At 59.9% G+C, this 19,890-nt stretch carries 17 protein-coding genes; 9 read left to right on the top strand and 8 right to left on the bottom strand.

Annotated elements, in window-relative coordinates:
* Window positions 1–34 precede the first annotated feature (34 nt).
* Complete coding sequence (locus ASN_RS04305; RefSeq protein WP_176364872.1) at window positions 35–727, bottom strand: ATP-dependent Clp protease proteolytic subunit; 693 nt, start codon at window positions 725–727, stop codon at window positions 35–37.
* A gap of 145 nt (window positions 728–872) precedes the next feature.
* Between ASN_RS04305 and ASN_RS04300 the strand changes: the two genes are divergently transcribed.
* From ASN_RS04300 to ASN_RS04275, 6 genes are all read left to right on the top strand, one after another.
* Complete coding sequence (locus tag ASN_RS04300; RefSeq protein ID WP_231948376.1) at window positions 873–2,093, top strand: hypothetical protein; 1,221 nt, start codon at window positions 873–875, stop codon at window positions 2,091–2,093.
* A 172-nt stretch (window positions 2,094–2,265) separates the two neighbouring features.
* Complete coding sequence (locus tag ASN_RS04295) at window positions 2,266–3,507, top strand: LL-diaminopimelate aminotransferase (RefSeq protein ID WP_006559331.1); 1,242 nt, start codon at window positions 2,266–2,268, stop codon at window positions 3,505–3,507.
* Window positions 3,504–4,820 (top strand): homoserine dehydrogenase, encoded by a 1,317-nt coding sequence (locus tag ASN_RS04290; protein WP_006559332.1) that lies wholly within the window; start codon window positions 3,504–3,506, stop codon window positions 4,818–4,820. The genes ASN_RS04295 and ASN_RS04290 overlap by 4 nt, the downstream gene beginning before the upstream one ends.
* A gap of 50 nt (window positions 4,821–4,870) precedes the next feature.
* The gene (gene glpX, locus ASN_RS04285) at window positions 4,871–5,869 is read left to right on the top strand and encodes a class II fructose-bisphosphatase (RefSeq protein WP_058987328.1); all 999 of its coding nucleotides are present in this window, start codon (window positions 4,871–4,873) and stop codon (window positions 5,867–5,869) included.
* Between the two features lie 54 nt (window positions 5,870–5,923).
* Window positions 5,924–7,741, top strand: coding sequence for a single-stranded-DNA-specific exonuclease RecJ (gene recJ, locus ASN_RS04280; protein WP_058987327.1), 1,818 nt, complete (start codon window positions 5,924–5,926; stop codon window positions 7,739–7,741).
* A 206-nt stretch (window positions 7,742–7,947) separates the two neighbouring features.
* A complete protein-coding gene (locus ASN_RS04275; protein ID WP_058987326.1) occupies window positions 7,948–8,451 on the top strand; it encodes a peptide deformylase in 504 nt (167 codons plus the stop codon).
* Window positions 8,452–8,584: 133 nt separating this feature from the next.
* Here ASN_RS04275 and ASN_RS04270 read toward each other — a convergent pair whose 3' ends face one another.
* A complete protein-coding gene (locus ASN_RS04270; protein WP_058989111.1) occupies window positions 8,585–9,511 on the bottom strand; it encodes a hypothetical protein in 927 nt (308 codons plus the stop codon).
* Window positions 9,512–9,805: 294 nt separating this feature from the next.
* On the opposite strand from ASN_RS04270, the gene ASN_RS04265 reads away from it, so the two are divergent.
* The gene (locus ASN_RS04265) at window positions 9,806–11,062 is read left to right on the top strand and encodes a dicarboxylate/amino acid:cation symporter (protein WP_006560026.1); all 1,257 of its coding nucleotides are present in this window, start codon (window positions 9,806–9,808) and stop codon (window positions 11,060–11,062) included.
* A gap of 139 nt (window positions 11,063–11,201) precedes the next feature.
* Here ASN_RS04265 and ASN_RS04260 read toward each other — a convergent pair whose 3' ends face one another.
* The 6 genes from ASN_RS04260 to pqqA all read right to left on the bottom strand — a co-directional run bounded on the left by ASN_RS04260 (window position 11,202) and on the right by pqqA (window position 17,019).
* Complete coding sequence (locus tag ASN_RS04260) at window positions 11,202–13,007, bottom strand: hypothetical protein (RefSeq protein ID WP_058987325.1); 1,806 nt, start codon at window positions 13,005–13,007, stop codon at window positions 11,202–11,204.
* 599 nt (window positions 13,008–13,606) lie between these two features.
* Window positions 13,607–14,704: a pyrroloquinoline quinone biosynthesis protein PqqE gene (gene pqqE, locus ASN_RS04255; protein WP_058987324.1), complete on the bottom strand. Its 1,098-nt coding sequence runs from the start codon at window positions 14,702–14,704 to the stop codon at window positions 13,607–13,609.
* On the bottom strand, window positions 14,701–14,973 hold the full coding sequence (pqqD, locus tag ASN_RS04250; RefSeq protein ID WP_006560022.1) for a pyrroloquinoline quinone biosynthesis peptide chaperone PqqD: 273 nt from the start codon (window positions 14,971–14,973) through the stop codon (window positions 14,701–14,703). The genes pqqE and pqqD overlap by 4 nt, the downstream gene beginning before the upstream one ends.
* Window positions 14,974–15,221: 248 nt before the next feature.
* The gene (gene pqqC, locus ASN_RS04245; protein WP_006560047.1) at window positions 15,222–15,962 is read right to left on the bottom strand and encodes a pyrroloquinoline-quinone synthase PqqC; all 741 of its coding nucleotides are present in this window, start codon (window positions 15,960–15,962) and stop codon (window positions 15,222–15,224) included.
* Window positions 15,959–16,870 carry a pyrroloquinoline quinone biosynthesis protein PqqB gene (gene pqqB / locus ASN_RS04240; RefSeq protein ID WP_058987323.1) on the bottom strand — a complete coding sequence of 304 codons (912 nt, stop codon included), beginning with the start codon at window positions 16,868–16,870 and terminating at the stop codon, window positions 15,959–15,961. The genes pqqC and pqqB overlap by 4 nt, the downstream gene beginning before the upstream one ends.
* Window positions 16,871–16,938: 68 nt before the next feature.
* Window positions 16,939–17,019 carry a pyrroloquinoline quinone precursor peptide PqqA gene (gene pqqA, locus ASN_RS04235; RefSeq protein WP_035378309.1) on the bottom strand — a complete coding sequence of 27 codons (81 nt, stop codon included), beginning with the start codon at window positions 17,017–17,019 and terminating at the stop codon, window positions 16,939–16,941.
* 365 nt (window positions 17,020–17,384) lie between these two features.
* On the opposite strand from pqqA, the gene ASN_RS04230 reads away from it, so the two are divergent.
* Window positions 17,385–18,746 (top strand): lipopolysaccharide biosynthesis protein, encoded by a 1,362-nt coding sequence (locus tag ASN_RS04230; protein WP_050942415.1) that lies wholly within the window; start codon window positions 17,385–17,387, stop codon window positions 18,744–18,746.
* Window positions 18,743–19,867 carry an ELM1/GtrOC1 family putative glycosyltransferase gene (locus ASN_RS04225; protein ID WP_231948374.1) on the top strand — a complete coding sequence of 375 codons (1,125 nt, stop codon included), beginning with the start codon at window positions 18,743–18,745 and terminating at the stop codon, window positions 19,865–19,867. Before ASN_RS04230 ends, ASN_RS04225 begins: the two co-directional genes overlap by 4 nt.
* The last annotated feature ends 23 nt before the right edge of the window (window positions 19,868–19,890 follow it).

Raw genomic sequence — 19,890 nt, 5'->3', positions numbered from 1 at the left:
CCCCGCAGGGTGAGGAGCAAAGCCGTTCCCCGATTTAGTGAAGATCAGAAAGCTGGGAAATGATCTTTGTCACTAAGCCGTATTCAATCGCTTCCTTGGCGGACATCCAGTAGTTGCGGTCCGTATCCTTGGCGATTTTTTCGTAAGACTGGCCTGTTTCACGCGCAAACAGGCGGTTCAGACGCTCACGCATCTTGATGATTTCGCGTGCTTCAATGTCGATATCGGTGGCCGGGCCACGCACACCACCCATCGGCTGATGCAGCAGGAAGCGCGTGTTGGGCAGGCAGAAGCGGCGGTTTTTCTGGCCGGCGGCAAAAATCAGCGCGCCAGCAGACGCCACCCAGCCGGTGCCAATCATGTTGACCGGTGCAATCGAATCGACAAAGCGGATCATGTCATGAATGGTGTCCCCGCTTTCAACGTGGCCACCGGGGGAGTTTACATACACATCAATCGGCTTGTCAGACTCGCCAGCCAAAGCCAGCAGGCGGCCGGTGACATCACGGGCTACCTTGTCGTTAATACCGCCAAAAATCAGCACTTTGCGCTGTTTGAACAGCTTGTGCTCAAGCTCGCCAGCCGGTGCGCCGGGGGCTTTCACATCGTCTTTTTCCGGTGTTTCCGGCGCGTCCGGGCCATCCGGCCCTTCATCATCCAGTCTGATGGCGTCGCGGGAGAAAATACCCGTCATTCGTGTCTCCGCATGGTCTGTGTCACGGTTCATGCTTCTTATCCTGCGCCGCCTGCGCGCCCCTGCCAAGGGGCAATCCTATAATGCAGGTGCAACAGGCACGCCTGATCTCGCCACAACGGCGGGAAGACGGTAAGGTGCGCGCTGTTTATCAGCCCAGCGGAGCACCCGTCCCACCATGCAGCAAATGCGTCCTGAACAGAACCGGCCCTTCTGGCGGCATGGTCGCCCCGTTTCTGGCCAGACGGACGCAGCGTGGACGGAGGATACCCCGGCACACGCACCCCTTGCCCATGCCGGGGAAGACCAGCCGCAAACCCGCCGCACCGGGCAACGGCATGCCACCGGCTTCCGTATGGGCGTGGTGCTGACAGCGGGCGTGCTGGTGCTGGCGGGGTGCCGCCATCAGGATGCGATCGACAGCACGCTAGAATGGACCCAGAACATGCGCGGGGGCGTGATCTCCCAGCAGCGGCCACCGCCGCCCGGCCGGTATGATCCCTACCCGCATGTGGGGCTGACCCCTACTCAGGCACCGGCTCTGCCCTCCGCGCAGGCACGGGCCATGCTGACGGAACGGCTGATCCGTGACCGTAACCTGACCTACCGCACGGTTGCCGCCAACGGCACGCTCACGCCCGATATTCCGCCGCCGCCCAACGCCGCAGCGGCACAATCTGCGGCAGGTAAGGGGAGTGCGGATAAAGGCGCAGGCACCCCGGCTGCTGGCGCTGGCGCGAATGCGGCCAAGGACAAAGCCGCAGCGGGGCAGCAGGCAGCCAGCCTGCCACCGGATGCCGCCGGGGCCATTATGGATGCCGCGGAAGCCCCACCCCAGCAGCCCACCACGCCACCACCTCCTGCCAAACCCGCGCCCTCCAAGCCGGCGGCAAAAGACACCAAAAAGGACGCCGCTGATGCGGAAGCCGACATGCCAGAAGTGGCCATGCCGGAAGTGAAGAACGGTGCGCAGAAGCCCCCCACGCCCGAAAGCGCCATTCCGCAGATTCCCGAGGGCCCGCCCGCGCCGCCATCCTTCCCCGGATTTGATGTGCCGTCTGACGCCCATCTGCCCGATGGCGTGCAGCCCAATTATGATCTGAGCGACGCCAAAGGCACGGCCCTGCATTTCATGCCGCAATCTGACCAGCTTTCCGCCGGGCAGGAGAGCACACTGGCCAAACTGGTGCAGAAAACGCCGCACGGGCCGTTCTTTGTCCGTGGCTTTGGCAATTCCCCCTCACTCAGCCCGCAGGATCAGGCGGATGCCGTCCAGCTTGGCCTCTTGCGGGCGCAGCGCGTGGCTCAGGAACTGATCAAGCTGAATGCGCCGTCTGATGCCATTCATATCCGGGGGGATGCGTTCGGCACGGGGGCACGAATAGCCAATTCACCCTGATGCGGAGCGGGGGGCACGGGCCTGTGGCACGCACCCCTCGGCCAGCCATGCGGCGGAAAGACGCTGGCCGCACGGCAAGAAGAGTTGCCTGATCCGTTTCTGCCATTACTATGTTTTTCCTCCGTAATCGTGCGGAATCTGAACCCCCTTATTTTCAGGGTCCTTTACGTCCATGACCGAAGATTTCCATCGCATTCGCCGCCTGCCGCCTTATGTCTTTGCCTCGGTAAACCAGGCCAAGGCGGCAGCCCGAGCGCGGGGCGAGGATATTATTGACCTTGGCATGGGCAACCCGGACAGCCCCACACCGCCCCACATTGTGGAAAAGCTGGTGGAAACGGTGCAGAATCCGCGTGCGCATGGCTATTCCGTCAGCAAGGGTATTCCGGGCCTGCGCCGGGCACTGGCGGGCTATTATGAACGCCGCTTCAACGTGAAGCTGGACCCTGAGCGGGAAGTGATCGCAACGCTGGGCTCCAAGGAAGGGCTGGCCAATCTGGCCTCCGCCATCACCAGCCCCGGTGACACCATTCTGGTGCCCAATCCGTCCTACCCCATTCACCAGTTCGGGTTCATTATTGCGGGGGCGTCTGTCCGCTCCATTCCCGCCACGCCGGATGATAACATGCTGCGCGCGCTGGAACGTGCCGTGCGTCATTCCGTGCCCAAGCCCACAGCGCTGATTGTCAATTTCCCGTCCAACCCCACCGCGTATCTGGCCGATCTGGATTTCTATAAGGAACTGGTGGCCTTTGCCCGACGGGAGGAAATTTTCATCCTCTCGGACCTCGCCTACGCGGAAATCTATTTTGGAGATCTGGTGCCCCCGTCCATTCTGGCCGTGCCGGGTGCCAAAGATATTGCGGTGGAATTCACATCGCTTTCCAAAACCTACTGTATGGCTGGCTGGCGCATGGGGTTTGCCGCGGGCAATGAACGGCTGATTGCCGCGCTGACGCGTATTAAATCCTATCTGGATTACGGGGCGTTCACCCCCATTCAGGTCGCCGCCGTGGCCGCGCTGAATGGCCCGCAGGACTGCGTGGCCGATATCCGCGCCCTGTATAAAGAACGGCGTGATGTGCTGATCCGTGGCCTGCATGCCGCCGGGTGGGATGTGCCGTCTCCCGAAGGCTCCATGTTTGCGTGGGCCCCCATTCCTGAACCGTTCCGTGAAATGGGCAGCGTTGATTTCTCCAAGCTGCTGCTGAAAGAAGCCGGTGTGGCGGTGGCCCCCGGCCTTGGCTTTGGCGAGCATGGGGAAGGTTATGTGCGCATCGGGCTGGTGGAAAACACCCAGCGCCTGCGGCAGGCCACCCGCGCCATTCGTGGTTTCCTTGCAGCCCATGGCGTCAAGCCTGCGGCTGTGTCTTCTCCTTCCTCTGCAAGCAAGCCGGAGCCTGTCCAATCGTGAGTGTCTCTTCCTCCTCTTCTCCTCTTCGTCTCGGTATTGCTGGTCTTGGCACGGTGGGGGCGGGCGTTATCCGCCTGCTGGAAACCAATGCGGACCTGATTACCGCCCGCGCTGGCCGTCCGCTGAAAGTTGTGGCTGTCAGCGCGCGGGACCGCACGCGGGACCGTGGGGTGAACGTCTCCGGGCTGCGGTGGTATGACAACGCAGTTGATCTGGTGACAGACCCCGAAGTGGATGTGGTGGTGGAACTGATTGGCGGGGCCGAAGGGCCGGCCCGGGCTCTGGTTGAAGCCGCACTGCAGGCAGGCAAGCCAGTGGTTACGGCCAACAAGGCGCTGCTGGCCATTCATGGCCCGGCGCTGGCGCAGGTCAGTGCGGAAAAATCTGCCCCGCTGCTGTTTGAAGCGGCGGTTGCGGGCGGTATTCCTGCCATCAAGACCGTGCGTGAAGGGCTGGCGGCAGATCGCCTGCTGCGCATTGGCGGCATTCTGAACGGCACCTGCAACTATATCCTGACCGTCATGCGCGAAACGGGGAAGGATTTCGGCTCCGTTCTGGCAGACGCCCAGCAGCTTGGTTACGCCGAAGCTGATCCCTCCACGGATATTGACGGGCTGGATGCCGCCCACAAACTGACTATTCTGGCCGGGCTGGCCTTTGGCCGCCCCGTGGCGTTTGACAGTGTGCATGTGGAAGGCATTCGCCGGATTGGCGCGGCGGATCTGAGCTTTGCCCGCAAGCTGGGCTACCGCATCAAACTGCTGGGGCTGGCCCGCGTGGGCGATGCAGGGCTTGAAGCCCGCGTTACCCCCTGCCTTGTGCCGGAAGATGCCCCCATTGCGCAGGTGGATGGCGTGTTCAATGCCGTGGTGGCCGAAGGCGCATTTGCAGGCCGCCTGATGATTGAAGGCCGTGGCGCGGGCGCAGGCCCCACTGCCAGCGCCGTGACGGCCGACCTGATTGATATTGCCCGTGGCAGCCACATCCCGGTGTGGGGCGTTCAGGTATCTGATATGCAACCTGTGCGGGCCTGCCCTCTTTCTGCCGGAAAGGGCGCGTTTTATCTGCGCCTGCGGGTGGAGGACCGACCCGGCGTGATTGCGGATATTACCGCCGTGCTGCGTGACTGTGGCGTTTCGCTGCGCAGCATGCTTCAGCCCACGCCGGAGAAGAACGACACCGCCCCGCATGTGCCCCTGGTGCTGGTGACGCATCAGACATCCGAGGCGGCCATGCAGGACGCCGTGACACGCATTGACCAGCTTGATGTGGTGACGGACACCCCGGTGATGATCCGGATTGAAACGGACTGAGCCTTCCGTGCGGAGCCAGTTCAAGCCTTAAGAAAGAGGATTTCCCCCTGATGTCTGACACTCGTGAGCCTAAACAGTTTGTGGTTTCTGACCGCAATCTGGCGCTTGAACTGGTGCGTGTTACTGAAGCCGCCGCCCTTGCATCCTCTCACTGGACGGGCCGTGGCAAAAAGAACGATGCCGATGGCGCGGCTGTGGAAGCCATGCGCATTGCGTTTGACACCGTGGCCATTGACGGCACCGTGGTGATTGGCGAAGGCGAGATGGACGAAGCACCAATGCTCTACATTGGTGAAAAGGTGGGCGCTGGCGGCCCCGCCATGGACATCGCGGTGGACCCGCTTGAAGGCACCAATCTGTGCGCCAAGGACATGCCCAACGCCATTACCGTGGTTGCGCTGGCGGAAAAGGGCAACTTCCTGCACGCGCCAGACGTGTATATGGACAAGATTGTGGTTGGCCCCAACCTGCCCGATGGCGTGGTGGACCTTGAAGCCTCCATTGAGAACAATCTGCGCAATGTGGCCCGCGCCAAGAACAAGCCGATTGAAGACATTGTTCTGTGTACGCTCGACCGCGAACGTCATGAAGAACTGATTGCCAAAACGCGCGAAGCCGGTGCCCGCGTGCGCCTGCTGAGCGATGGTGACGTTGCCGCCGCCATTGCCGCCTGCATGGATAACAGCCAGGTGGATATTTATGCCGGTTCTGGCGGCGCGCCAGAAGGCGTGCTGGCCGCGGCTGCCGTGCGCTGCGTGGAAGGCCAGATGCAGGGCCGTCTGCTGTTTGAAGATGACGCCCAGCGTGAACGCGCCCAGAAAATGAACCCCGGCAAGGACCCGGACCGCAAGCTCGGCCTGCATGATATGGCGGCTGGCTCCGTGCTGTTCTCCGCCACGGGTGTCACCTCTGGCACGCTGCTGCGCGGTATCCGCCGTCTGCCCACACATGCCGTGACGCATTCACTGGTCATGCGCTCCAAATCCGGCACGGTGCGGTTTATTGAAGGGCACCACAACTTCTCCACCAAAACGTGGACGCCGCAATAATCCTGTGTGCCTTACCCCGCTTTGCCAGAAATGACTGCTTTTTCAGAGACAACCATGCTTCTGCCCCCTGATGACGCCGCGCCCCCGCAGGCCCGCGCCGCGCTGGGGGTGGAGGCCAGCCTGACAGGCCGCCGCTGGATGTGGCGGCCGGGGGCTGACAGCCCGGACCTGATGCGGCTGGGCGCAGCCATTGCCCAACGGGCCGGGCTGCCTGAAATTGTAGGCCGCCTTCTGGCATTGCGGGGCCTTTCTCTTGAAACCGCCGCAGATTTTCTGGACCCGAAGCTACGGGCACTGATGCCCAATCCGTCCGAACTGCGGGATATGGATGTGGCAGCCGCCCGCATGGCTCAGGCCGTGCAAAAAGGCGAGACCATCGGTATTTTTGGCGATTATGACGTAGATGGCGCCTGCGCCTCCGGCATTCTGGCTTCTTTTTTTGAAGAACTGGGCTGTGCGGTGCACACCCATATTCCTGACCGCATGACCGAAGGCTACGGCCCCAATGTGCCCGCCCTTGAAGGGCTGGTGGCGCAGGGGGCCTCGCTGCTTGTGTGCGTGGATTGCGGCACTGCGGCCTCTGATATTCTGAACCAGATGGCGGGCAAGGCAGATCTGGTGGTGCTGGACCACCATAAATCCGAAGATGCGCTGCCTGCCATTCTGGCGACCGTAAACCCCAACCGGCCGGACTGCACATCTGGCCTTGGGCATGTGTGCGCTGCCGCACTGGCCTTTCTGGCCGCCGTTGCCACTGCACGCGATCTGCGCGGCGCAGGCTGGTTTGAAGCGCACCCCGCGCCAGACCTGATGCGCCAGCTTGATCTGGTGGCGCTTGCAACGGTGTGTGATGTCATGCCCCTGCAAGGGCTGAATCGGGCTTTTGTGGCGCAGGGCCTCAAGATCATGGCGCGTCGCCAGCGCACCGGCTTGGCCGCGCTGATGGAAATTGCGGGTGTCACCAAAGCGCCAGATGCGTTTTCCTGCGGGTTCGCCATCGGGCCACGCATCAACGCCGGGGGCCGCATTGCCGAGGCAGCACTGGGCCTGCGCCTGCTACGCAGTGAAGATGCGCATGAAGCCAAAATCATGGCCGAACGGCTGGATGCCGTAAACCGCCGCCGCCAGGGGGTGGAAGCGGACATTCTTGATCTGGCCATGCAGCAGGCCGCCGCCCAGCGTGAAGCCGGGCATCCTGTCATTCTGCTCACAGGCAAGGACTGGCACCCCGGTGTGGTGGGCATTGTGGCAGGCCGCATCAAGGAACAGTTCAACCGCCCGGCTCTTGTGGGCGCTGCGCAGGATGATGGCTCCATCAAAGGCTCTGGCCGTTCCGTGCCGGGGCTTGATCTGGGCACGGTGATTATTGCCGCACGTCAGGCCGGACTGCTGACAACAGGTGGCGGCCACGCCATGGCAGCCGGTTTCTCCCTGCCTGCCGAGAAAGTGGACGCCTTCCACACTTTTCTGGATGAACGGCTGGCTGGTGCCGCGCAACTGCCGGATGCCGTTGATCTGGAAATTGACGCCGCTCTCTCCGTTGCCGGTGCCACGGTGGAACTGGCACAGAACATGGCCTCTCTCGCCCCGTTTGGCGCGGGCAATGCCGAGCCTCTGGTCGCTCTCTCGCATGTGCAGATTATCAAAGCCGACCGCATTGGCCGAGATGGCAACACGCTGCGTCTGCTGCTGAAAGGCGCTGATGGCGGCCGCCTGAAAGCCCTGCTGTTCCGTGCCGGAGACAGCCCACTGGCCGCCACGCTGGAAGACACCACACGCCCCCCCATCCATCTGGCAGGCTATCTACGCGCCGAAAGCTGGAATGGCCGCACGGATGTCACCTTCTTCATTCAGGATGCTGCGTTGGTGTGAGGCGCTTGGATCAAGACATCTCAAGATGCAGCGAGACCAAGAATAAATCTTTGTGAGATGTTGGAAATTGCTTCTCTGCAAAAGATATTTTCATGTTGGCACAGATTCTTTCTGCCTAATGCGATAGAGGTCCCGCGTCCTCGCCGATCGGGTTTCCCATTGAGCGCATGTGACCAGAGGCGCTCTTTTTCCCTTGGATATTCTTCATGACCGCACAACCGATTGTTCTTTTTCCTGACCAGCGCCTGCGGCAGGTGGCAAAGCCTGTCAGTGTTTTTGATGAGGCGCTGCACAGTCTGGCGGGTGATCTGTTAGATACCGTTCGGGCAGCACCGGGTATTGGCATTACCGGGCCGCATATTGGCGTGGGGCTGCGTGTGGTTGTGCTTGACCTGCCGGATGGCTCGGGGCCGCAGACCTATATCAACCCGGAAATTGTTCAGGCTTCTGAAAACACCATCCAGCATGAGGAAGGCAGCATCTCCATGCCCGGTGTGGTTGAAACCCTGACACGAGCGGCAAAAGTGACCGTGCGCTATATGGACCTGAAAGGTCAGCCCCAAACCGAAGAAGCTGAAGGTCTGCGTGCTGTATGCCACCAGCACGAGATTGATCAGCTTGACGGCATTTTCTGGATAAAGAGGCTCTCGGCCCTACGCCGTAGCCGCGTGCTGGCACGTTATGAAAAGCTCAGACGCAGCCAGCGGTAGAATACTCTATAAAGCGCCAGCACAAAGCACGCGGCCCTTTATTGAATAAGAGAGCCGCTGAAACATAGGGGGGCGTGGAAAAATCCCCGTACTGCCCAGCGCAACTTGCATGGCTGCCTTTTACAACAGCCCCTCAGAAAACGGTATTGATGGCAACCTGCGGGGCAATCTTCACGCTGGTGTTGTGCCCGGCGTAATAAACGGATGCCCCCGCAATAACACCCCACCGGGCGTTCCAGTTATATTCCAGGGCAGGGGCCACCTGCCAGTCTCCGGAGGAGGAGCCTGTGCGGTCCATATACTGCCCGGTCCTGGTGTGCCCCCACACGCGGGAGCCGTTGGCCCAGTCCCGCGCAACGTCAATGGCCAGCACCCACTGGCGGTTGACGCCATATTCAAGGGAAAACCCGGTCTGGCCGCTCATGCCGGGGCGGCCCTTGCCGCGAAACCCTGCCGTTGTGCCGTAGGAGGTGACATCCCGCAGCGTAGCGCCGTTCAGGGCGCGGCGGAACCAGTTCCAGACGCGCAGGCGCAGGGCATGATGGCCCGGCAACTGATAGGTGGACTGGCTCAGCAAGGCTGTGCGGAACACGTAGGACCCCGCGCCAACGCCATCCTGCCCATGGCCCAACTGGTTGTAATCTCCGGTGGGGAACACAACCCCGGCAAACAGATTGAGGCCCGGAATATACCGCTTGGGGTTGGGGTTCACGAAGCGCCAGATCAGGTCAACCGGAAAATCTCCAAACTTGGGGCCGGTGGAATGACCATCATTCTTTTTCCAGCCGTAACTGACAACGGTGTGCGCCTGAATGCTCAGATAATCGGTAAGCCCATACTTCCACATGGTTGAGTTACTGAACAGTTGCTGGCGTGGATGCTGGGGGTGGCTGATGCCATGCGCATCATAATACCCAATGGGCTGGCTGTAGGTGTAATAGGGCTCAATCCCGGCATCTCCGGCATGGTCCTTGGCGCTGGCGGGGGAGACGAGGGAGCCTGTATACCATTGCTGCTGGGCCTGCGCCTGATGGCTAAAAGCAAGGAGAAGGCCAGTCATTCCAAAGTATAAAAAAGACCATTTTTTTGTTTTTTGTAGAATAACCGTCATGATCTGGTGAAAAAGCCCGCAATTTCATAAATAAGAAACAAAACAGTACAGACTCCCAGACAGAACGATACGATTATGTATCGTAATTGTCGGAAAGTGTTCGGCTTTTTACAGACAGAATCGAAAATCTTGCAATCGGATAAAGGAACAAAATTTCTAATTTTGACCTGATCGTCCGTTTTCTTTATACCCTCGCTCTTTGTTCCACTGGCTCATTGACCATAAGGATAAAGGGGGAAGCGCATGGGCTCAGCCGCTCAGCCAGCCAACACCCGCAAACGCACATATGCCATTCTGGTGGCGCTTGTGCTTGGCGTTGTTTCAGGGTTGGCCGTTCACTCGTTCCTGCCGGCTTATGTTCATGATGCTGAACAGATCGCGTCTTTGCTGACAGGCCTGTTCCTGCGGCTGATCCGTATGGTCATTGCGCCGCTGGTGTTTGCAACGCTTGTCAGCGGTATTGGCAAGCTGGGGGATGATACACTGGTGCTGCGCGTGGGTGGGCGCGTGCTGCTGTGGTTTATCTGCATGTCCTTCCTCTCGCTTATCATCGGGCTGGTGGCGGCCAACGTGCTGCGGCCCGGTGCTGGCTTTTCCGCGCCGCTTCCGTCCGATATTTCCAGCCTGAAGCACCCGTTCCAGCCCATTGATTTCATTCTGCACATCGTGCCCACCAGCATTCTGGATTCCATGGCCCGGAATGACATCCTGCAGATTGTGGTGTTTTCCGTGCTGTTTGGCCTGTCTCTCCCCGCTGCGGGCAAGGCCGGTAAAACCATGCTGGCGTGGTCTGAAGAACTGTCTCACATCATGCTGCGCATGACGGACATGGTCATGGTGCTGGCCCCGCTTGCGGTGTTTGGCTCCATCATGGGCAGTCTGGCCCATAGCGGCATAGATATGCTGATACAGTTTGGCCGGTTTCTGCTGGAATTCTACAGCACCATCATGGCGCAATGGGTGGTGCTGACGGGCCTTGCGTTCTGTGTGCTTGGTCCGCGCCTCAAACCGTTGATCAAAAATCTGGTGCAGCCGGTTCTGCTGGGCTTTTCAACTGCCAGCAGTGAATCCGCCTATCCCCTCCTGCTTGAAAAGCTGGAGGAATCTGGCGTGCCCGCCCGGATTGCAGGCTTTGTGCTGCCGTTGGGGTACAGCTTCAATCTTGATGGCTCCATCATGTTCCAGTCCTTCGGGGCCATTTTTATCGCGCAGGCTTATGGCATCCATCTGCCATGGAGCCAGCAGATCCTGATGGTGCTGGTCATGATGCTCAGCAGCAAGGGCATTGCCGGGGTGCCTCGGGCCTCACTGGTTACGCTGGTGGCTGTTCTGCCGCAGTTCGGCCTGCCTGAAAGCGGCATTGCGCTTATTCTGGGCATTGATCATTTTCTGGATATGGCCCGCACCGCCACCAACGTTCTGGGCAACGGTTACGCTGCCGCTGTCTCCGCCAAGTGGGAGGGTGTCCTCTCCGATGGTCCTGCCGAGGACACGGTCTAAGGAGAGATCCGCAAACCGGCCCTTACTCTATTTTAGAAGGCGAGGGACCGGTTGCGAGGCAGTAAGGAATGTCATCACGCCTGCACGCTTTCCTTTCCGGAGGGAAAGAAAAGCGTTGGAGATATGAAAAAAGAGCCCCTTACTTCTTTGTGATGTCGTTCTTATAGACATTCCGCCAGAAGGCTTCCGTGCTCATGTCCAGATAGCGGGCCTGATAGTCGCTCTGAAGTGCTGCGTAGCGTGCCTTGAATTCCTTTTTCACACGATGGAAAAATTTGGTTTCCTTCAGCAGGCGCGCAGTATCGCGGTGCACGACATACCCTTCCTGTGTGGGCTCATAATAGTACAACACATTTTTATACCGGAAAGTCTCGCGCGGATCGCCAGCAAAGTTCTTGCGTTGCAGAAGAATGCTGTTCTTGCGCAGCTTTTCTGGCAACAGCAGCCCATTGAGGGAGAGTTTACGCACAACCCGCCGCCGTATCCGTTCCTGCCACTGGCCCGGAATCTGGTCCACCGGCGCAGGAAGGTCAGGAAGTGCCACTTTGCGCATTTTTTCCTGCTGGACAAGCGGCGCGAATTTCTTGCGGATCTGGGACATATCAATGTTCTCCACCCAGAAATCCGGCCCTTTCATCACGTCCATCACGGCAATGGAAATCGCGCATGCGGTCGCATAGTTGTAAGACTGCGTGGCGTCTCTAAAGAAGTCGTTCAGCAGATGAATGCAGTCGGCAGCGCTGGCATTCATATGGGTCAGTTTCTGGACAAGATGGTTCCGCACATCCAGATAAATCTGGAAAGGCCCGCTCTTGTACCCAAAATCATCCCCGTAGGAAGCAATGCCATTCTGCGTGATGATGCGGAACTTATTCATCATGCCGAACATGATGTCATCGCCGCGCACAAAGAACGGAAAGGCGTAGTGCTGTACGTCCGCCAGAGCAAAGGCGAAGAACCACCATCCACCAAAATCCGGTCTCCGAACCTCCACTTCGCTCAGCAGAAGATCATGCACGCTGCGCATGTCCAGACCATGTTTCAGCGGGCGGCATTTGCCATCAAACTGCGCCCCTTTTTCAAACAGGAAGTGGGGAGCCAGTTCTCTCAGAAGAGCCCCGGCAACCGCTACCTTTTCAACACTGGCGTAGGAGAGAAGGGTATAGGTCCGAAAGATGGCCTCAAGTTCACAGGACGCATCATCATCCATAAACAGGCAGTGGGTGACCGTCCCGTTGTCTTTCAATGCCAGAAGGCCGCGGGTAAAGCCGCCTGAACCACCCAGATTGCGGTTGGGAATAAGGGTGGCACCATGCACATCTGTGTCGGTCAACGTGCAGGAATTATCCACGACGGTAAGCTGAATCTTGTCAGCAATTTCCGGAACGGCAGCAAGACCGGACTGGATACGGCGCGTGGCCTTGCGTACCGCATTTTCCCGTTTGAAATGGGTGATGACAATACCGAGCTTGATGTCTCTTTCAGGGGGCGTAGAGGTGGCGAACCACCCGCCCGTTATGGAGGCTTCATCCAGCGCTTCGATCTGGGCATACAGCATGCCGTTTATCAATGTGGGCCATTCTTCCACATTGATCTGCACGGGCGTTTGTGGGTCAAGCGTGACTTTTTGTTCCACCAGGAACCGTTGATCACACCCCAGACGATGCACGCCCAGCCGGATCACAACCTTTCCCGTGCCGGTCAGGAAAAAGGCCAGATCCTGTATGGCGCAGTTTTCCTTCCAGGACTGGATGGTCAAGCCATTATAGAATGTATCAAATGAACAACGGCCGAATTTTTCAAGAATAATCGTGTTTTCAGAAAACAGGATGGTGCCTTCTCTGTCATGCACCCGGGCGTACATTGTGGCAGGGGTACCAAACTCAAGATTAGGCATCAGCAAATGGTGAATGGGGTAGTGCGGTAATGGAGTCTGGCTGTTCATGTTCAGAAAATTCTTTCAAATAAGGACGAGCGTGCCGTCATACCCTTGATCAGGATAGCGCCTTAATATGTCGTCTGGGGGTGTGGTTGAGCGGTATGGCACGCCAGATCCGGCAGAAGAGTTGCGTGCCGAATGGTGTGGCTTCCCGGCAGGGCCGTGGGGTATCGCGTTTTCAAATTCGCCTCTTCAGCCACCAAAAGATCTCCCTGTTTTTGCCGCAGAAGTCTTAAACAGTTTTTTACAAGCGAGGACATTAGCGCATACAGGTCAAGGGCCATAGAATCTGAGCGGCTGCTGATAAAATTAAAATCAGTTAATGAAGCGCAAGATCGTCTCGCTGCGTCAGCACGCGATCAGTGTCTTGTCTGGGCGAAAGACGAAAGTCGTCAAGAACTGGCGATAGGTCGATATTTTCATTTTATGAATGGGATAACAGAAGAAAATCAGAAATGAGCACTCTGTTTTCGTCTTGAAAAGGAGGGACGACCAGTCTCCCAGAACCGTGGGGACGTCCCTCTCGCAAGCACTGTGAAAGAAATATGATCGTTCTTCAGGGCGCTTGCTGCGGGACGATCTGTTTTGGGGCAGAGAAGCCGTTTCTAACCATTCTGCGCGTTGCCATACCGGCGATAACGGAACGCAGGCGGCACGGCGGGCCGCTCCGAAATGGCTTTTTCAATCAGCCCATGGCCGGGAGCCCGATGGCAGACAGGATCGGTTGCTCCGGCATCACCAGCCAGCGCCAGCGCCTGACAGCGGCATCCGCCCCAATCATCTTCCTTGAAGGCGCAACTGCGGCAGGGGTCTGGCATCCAGTCCGTGCCCCGATACAGGGTGAACAATGGTGAATCCTGCCAGATGGCGGCAAGCCCTTCCTCCCGCACGGTGGGAAAGGTGAGGCCCGGAATACTCTCCGCCGCATGGCATGGCAGAACCTTGCCGGTGGGCGAAATATTGATGAACCGCTGCCCCCAACCGCCCATGCAGGGCTTGGGCTGATCGGCATAGTAGTCGGGCGTTACAAAATCGATTGCAATGCGTGTGCCAAAATGCGCGCGGGCGGCGGTCACGGCGCGTTCGGTTTCTTCAAGCTGCGCGCGGGAGGGCAGCAGCGCATCACGGTTCAGCAACCCCCAGCCGTAATATTGGGTGTGCGCAATTTCCACCCGGCGTGCGCCAAGTTGGTCCGCCATGGCCAGCATGGCGGGCACCCGCTCGGCGTTCTGGCGGTGAATGACAAAGTTCAGCGTTAGGGGCAGGCCGTCTTCCACAATCAGACGGGCGGTTTCCAGCTTTTTCGCCTGCGCCCCCGCCATGCCGCCAATACGCTCGGCCTGCTGCGCATCTGCGTCCTGAAAGGAAAGCTGCACATGGTCCAGCCCGGCATCAGCCAACGCTTTCAGGCTGGTGGCGTTTATCAGCACGCCAGACGTGATCAGGTTGGTGTAAAGCCCCAGCCCAACTGCATGCGCCACCAACTCCGGCAGATCAGGCCGGGCCATGGGTTCCCCGCCGGAGAAATGCACCTGCAACACGCCCATGGCGGCGGCTTCTTCCAGCACACGCTTCCATTCTGCCGTTTCAAGCTCCCCCGCACGCACATCCAGCTTCAGCGGGTTGGAACAATAGGGGCATTGCAGCGGGCAGCGGTGCGTCAGTTCCGCCAGCAGACTCATGGGGGGCGGGGCAGTGGTCATGCCGTCTGCAATACCTGTTTGTCCGCCAGTTCCTGCACCATGCGCAGCACATCTTGCGCAATGGTCTCACGCGGGGCGGCAAATTTCTGGCACAACTGGTTGATAATGGCCCCCACGGTGCGCTTGCCATTCACCAGTTGCAGAATTTCCGCTGCAATCGGGTCAGCAAAAAAAGCCCGTTCCGGTGCCTGAATAAACCATTGCTCCCGCACACGGTCATATTGCAGCCGCGTGCCACGGCGGAAACGCAGCACTATCTGCTCCGTCATTCCCTCCGTGGCAGGCGGCCCCTCGGTCCCGGCGCTGCCGTTCGCGGGGCTTGCCGTTGCGGCCTCTTGCTGTGCCGCTCCAGTGCCAGTGCCAGTGCCAGTGCCAGTGCCAGTGCCAGTGCCGTTTTCTACAGGCGCGGCCTTTTGTTCCGGGGCGGCCGTGGCCGGTACGGCGGCGTGGGGCGGTTCAGGGGACGCGGCGGAGGCCGCTCCTGCTCCAGTTTCTGGTGCGTGCGCGGTGTGTGCTGTCATGCATCCTCCTGCGGGCGGAACGCACCCGGCGGAATGTTGCCGGGAGAGACATAGGCATAATCAAGCTCATCCAGCATGGACCATAGCACGCCGCACTTGAATTTAAGCGCGTTCAATACCGCCTGCTGCTGCTCAACCGTGCGGGCATGTTCTTTCACATAAGCCAGCGCAAAGGCGGAGTCCTGCGGGGCCTGCGTCAGGCGCGGCGTGAAGTAGGCCAGCGTTTCTTCCGTCACAAAATCATAGTTGCGCAACATGCCGGACACACGTTCGCTAATGATGGTGGGGGAGAACAGTTCCGTCAGGGAGGAGGCAATGGCTTCCAGAATGGAGCGCTCGCGCACAAAATGCACATAGGCTTCCACCGCAAAGCGGGTGCCGGGCAGCAACCCATCGAGCGATTCCACATAGGCACGGTCCAGCCCCAACCCATCCGTCAGCTTCAGCCAGCGGGCCACGCCGCCGGTGCCGGGTTCCGTGCCATCATGGTCAATCAGCCGCCGCCGCCATTCGCGCCGCAGTTCCGCCGTGGGCAGGCGGGCCAGCAGGGTCGCATCCTTGGCGGGAATGCTGGCCTGATAATAATAGCGGTTCAGCGCCCACGCCTGCACCTGCCCCTTGGTCAGCTTTCCATCATGCAGCGCCCGGTGAAAGGGGTGCAGGTTGTGGTAGCGTTCCGCACCAATGGCACGCAGGGCGGCTTCCAGTTCAGCGGGGGAAAGCAGGCGGTTGGTCATAATGTTACCCTCATGCCGTCAAAGGCGACGTCCCATCCCGCCCGTTCCACCTCTTTGCGTTCTGGTGAGTCAGACAGAAGAATGGGGTTGGAATTGTTGATATGGATCAGAATCTTGCGGCCAATATGCAGGGGGCGGAAAGCAGCCATGGTGCCATCAGGCTCATCCGCAACGGACATATGGCCCATGCGCTTGCCGGTTTTAACCCCAAGCCCGGCGCGCACCATCTCATCATCCGTCCAGAGGGTGCCGTCAAAGAACACCGCATCAGCGCCGTCCATGCGGGTGCGCAGGGTGTCTGTCATCACCGCGCAACCGGGAATGAACAGGGCGCGGTGCGTGCCGTCAGACAGTTCCAGCCCAATGGTCTCGCCATCCGTCTTCACTTCCGCCGGGTTGGCACCCTGTTCCGCATACAGGGGCACTTTGCCGGGCACGGCAAACGGCGTGATGGTAAAGCCAGCGGGTTTCAGGGCCAGGGGCTGATCCAGCACCATGGCGTGGCGGGGCACCAATGTGCGGTCCAGCGCTTCAAAAATGGGGTTGGCGTCAAGCTGTGCCAGCACCGGGGCGGCGGCATACAGGTCAAACGCCTGTTTTTCCCGCAGGGTCAGAAGCCCGGTTATGGTGTCAATTTCACCACTGGTCAGCACCACACCGGCAATGGGGGTGGAGCGTAATCCCGTTTTGGGGTGCAGGGCAGGGGTCTGGTTGATTTGGGCCCGTAGGTCGGGCGAGGCATTGAGCACGTACCATTGTGCGCCATCCCCGCTTACCGCGATGGAGGCCTGGGTACGGGCCGGGGCTGTAGGGTCACCTGCGCGGGCGCGGTTGCAACCCGGTGCGTTTGAATTCCATTGCGGGAAGCCCCCGCCAGCGGCAGCGCCAAGAACGATGATATCAAGCATGGGCTGCTTTTAGAGAAAAAAGACCGCCAGCGCGAGTAAGGAACCCGCAATGCTGGCGGTGGAGAGACTTATTTCTTCTGGCCGCAAACGTAGCTGTTGATTTCAGCGCCCAGAGGAATTTCGGTGATTTTCGGTGCGGTCCAGGCCATGATGGCTCTCCCTGTCTGCGTCATGGATAGAGTTTAATGCAGCCCCCGCACGGACAGGCCGCCCAGCAGGCTGCATACAGGCGGAGTGTGAGGAAAAACGGGCACAGTGCAACCTTTTTCCGCCCGGAATCTGGCTTTCAACCGAGTCTTCACGGAACTGTGATTATCGCCCCGGCCCGGCTGTGCCGCTGGGCGTGGGCTCTTTTTTCGGCACGCAGGGTTTGCCACGGCTGGCTCTGGCTTTTAAACCCATGCCAACACAGCACGGAGCCTGTCGGTTTCTCCCCTGGTGCAGAACACACTGGACACAGGCGGAGGCAAGGCACCATGCAGGCTATGGCGCGGCGTGTCAGACGCGAGGATGGATGAATAATCGGGTCAGAGCGCTTTTTGCTCGGGTTTTCCGCAATACGGGGTACCTGCTCACCGGCAAGGGGGCCACGGCGGCACTTGCGCTGGGCAGTACGGCGCTGGCCGTGCGCGCCCTTGGGCTGGAAGAATACGGCATTCTGCTGCTGATCAATTCCTTCACCAGCTCCTGCTCCGTGGGGACGCGGTTTCAGTCCTGGCAGCCGCTGCTGCAATACGGCAACGCCCTGTTCAAACGGGCGGATAAAACCGCGTTCCAAACCCTCATGCGCCATTGCGCCGTGCTGGATGGAATGGGGGCGCTCATTGCCCTGACTGTCGCGCTGTTATGCAGCCTCTGGCTGGGGCATGCTTTTGGCTGGCCGGAATCCTATGGCCGCATGCCGCTGTGGTATCTGACAGTCGTGCTGTTCATGAACACCGGCTCCGCGCTGGGTGTCATGCGGCTGACCAACCGGTACGAGCTTTCCGTGCTGGCGGATGCGCTCAGCGGTATCGTCCGTTTTCTGGGGTGTATTGCCGGGTTCGTTCTGCACTGGACCCTCCAGGATTTTCTGGCCCTCTGGTATGCCTCCTTTGTGGCGGCCTTCACGCTGGATGGGGTGATTGCCCTGTGGGTGCTGGGCCATACGGATGCGCTCAAGGGGTTCAGCCTGTGGGGTGTGCCCTGGCTCAGTCCCATCAAGGGGCTGTGGCGCTTTACATTCTCCGTCAGTGTCGATCAGGCGCTCTCCCGGCTGTCCACACGGCTTACGGTGCTGGTGGTGGGCATTGTGCTGGGGCCGCAAAGCGCTGCCATTTATAATGTCACCTGGCAGATATCGGACGGCATGGCCCGCCCCGCGCAAATGATGACCCCCGCTTTGTATCCAGAACTCGTCGCCCTGCGGGACAAGCGGGATTGGGCGTCCATCCGGCAGGTCACAAACCGCATCCTGCAAGCGCTGGGGGCGTTCTCTGTGGTGGTTATTCTGGCGGCGGCCTTTGTGGGGCCGTGGCTTTTGCATGTGCTGCTTACGGTGCCGTGGTCCGGCACCCGCACCCTGCTGCTGCTTATGACCACCACCGCCATTCTTGATCTGTGGGATGTTCCGCTGGAACCCATTTTGGTCTCCCTCAACCGCGCGCATCAGCTTCTGCTGGGCCGCGTGGCGACCATGTGCTTCTCCCTCCCGTTTCTCTACTGGCTGGCTTCCATATGGGGCATGACAGGAGCGGGCTTGGCTACGTTATTAAGTGAACTCGGTATCTTCCTCTCGCGTCTGGGTCCGTATCTTGTCATGAGCCGCCATAAAAACTTCCAAAACGCCCAGGAAGATCCCGCTCCTTCCTCCTCAATCAGCGAGTCTGAAGAGTGACCTCTTTCAATCCTGAAGCGCCTGTCTGGATTCTTGATACTGCCCGGCTGGGAGAAATGGCTCAGTGCCGCGTTCTGGCGGAAACACTGGGTGTCCCATTTACCTTCCTGCCGCTGGGGGAGGGGTTTTCCCTGCCTCCCTCCGTGCCGGATCTGTCGGCTCTTCGGCTTATTCTCTCTTTTGGGAACACGGCAAAAGCTGCTCTGGCCCTGCGTGAGCGCTGCATGGCGTATCTTCAGGCAGGGGGCACGGGCCTGCGTCCGCTTATCGTGCATCTGGGTCGCCCCAGCCATATTCCCGCCGCCGCGTTTGATCTGATAATCGTCCTGCCACAGGATGATTATCCCCTTGCGCCCAACATGCTGCGTCTGGCCTTGCCGCTGAACGGCGCCTCCCTCTCGCGCCCCAGTTTTCCTGATCCCGGCGCACGGCAGGGCGGCACGGTGGCGCTGTATGGGGCCGCCAGCAAACATTTTACCCATACGCTGGCCGCCACACGCAGCCTTGTGCTGTTCACCCAGCGTCTGGCCGCCGCTAATGGAGAGCGTGCACAGATCATCACCGGCCCGCGCACCACGGCGGAGGAAGCAGGCTGGCTCAAAACCCTCACAGCGGGGACAGATGTGGCCCTGCACCTGTTCAGCCCGCAAACGCCCCAGTTTCAGAACGCGCTGGCAACCGGCAGCCGCTTTGTGGTCACGGCGGATAGCGCCTCCATGGTGGCTGATGCCTGCCGCACCGGCGCGCCTGTGTGGCTCTTTCCGTTACCGGCACGCCATACCGCCTCCACCCGCCTGCAAGGGATGATGGATGCCGCCGGGCTGCGCGGTATGCGGCATACACTGGTGCGGCAGGGGAAACTGGGCAGCGGGGCGGATTTTACGCGCTGGCATGCGTGGCTGCAACGCATGGGGTATGTGCGGCTGGCCCGCCCCGGCCTTTCCACAGGCGATCTGATATGGCACCCCGCCGCCGGGCGAGCGGATCGGGATCTGGCCCTGTGCCGCGACCGTATTCTCGCCATGCCCGGCTTTGCCAGATCCATACGCAACACCCCCTCCGCCCCCAAAGAGCCCGAGCCCGCTGCCGTGGAACAAGCCGCACCCTGCCCAGCCCTGTGAAACCCTTTTACGCACGGGCGACA

Origin of the sequence: Acetobacter senegalensis, assembly GCF_001499615.1 — a bacterium.
Lineage (GTDB): Bacteria > Pseudomonadota > Alphaproteobacteria > Acetobacterales > Acetobacteraceae > Acetobacter > Acetobacter senegalensis.
This window is presented reverse-complemented; position numbering and strand designations above follow the sequence as displayed.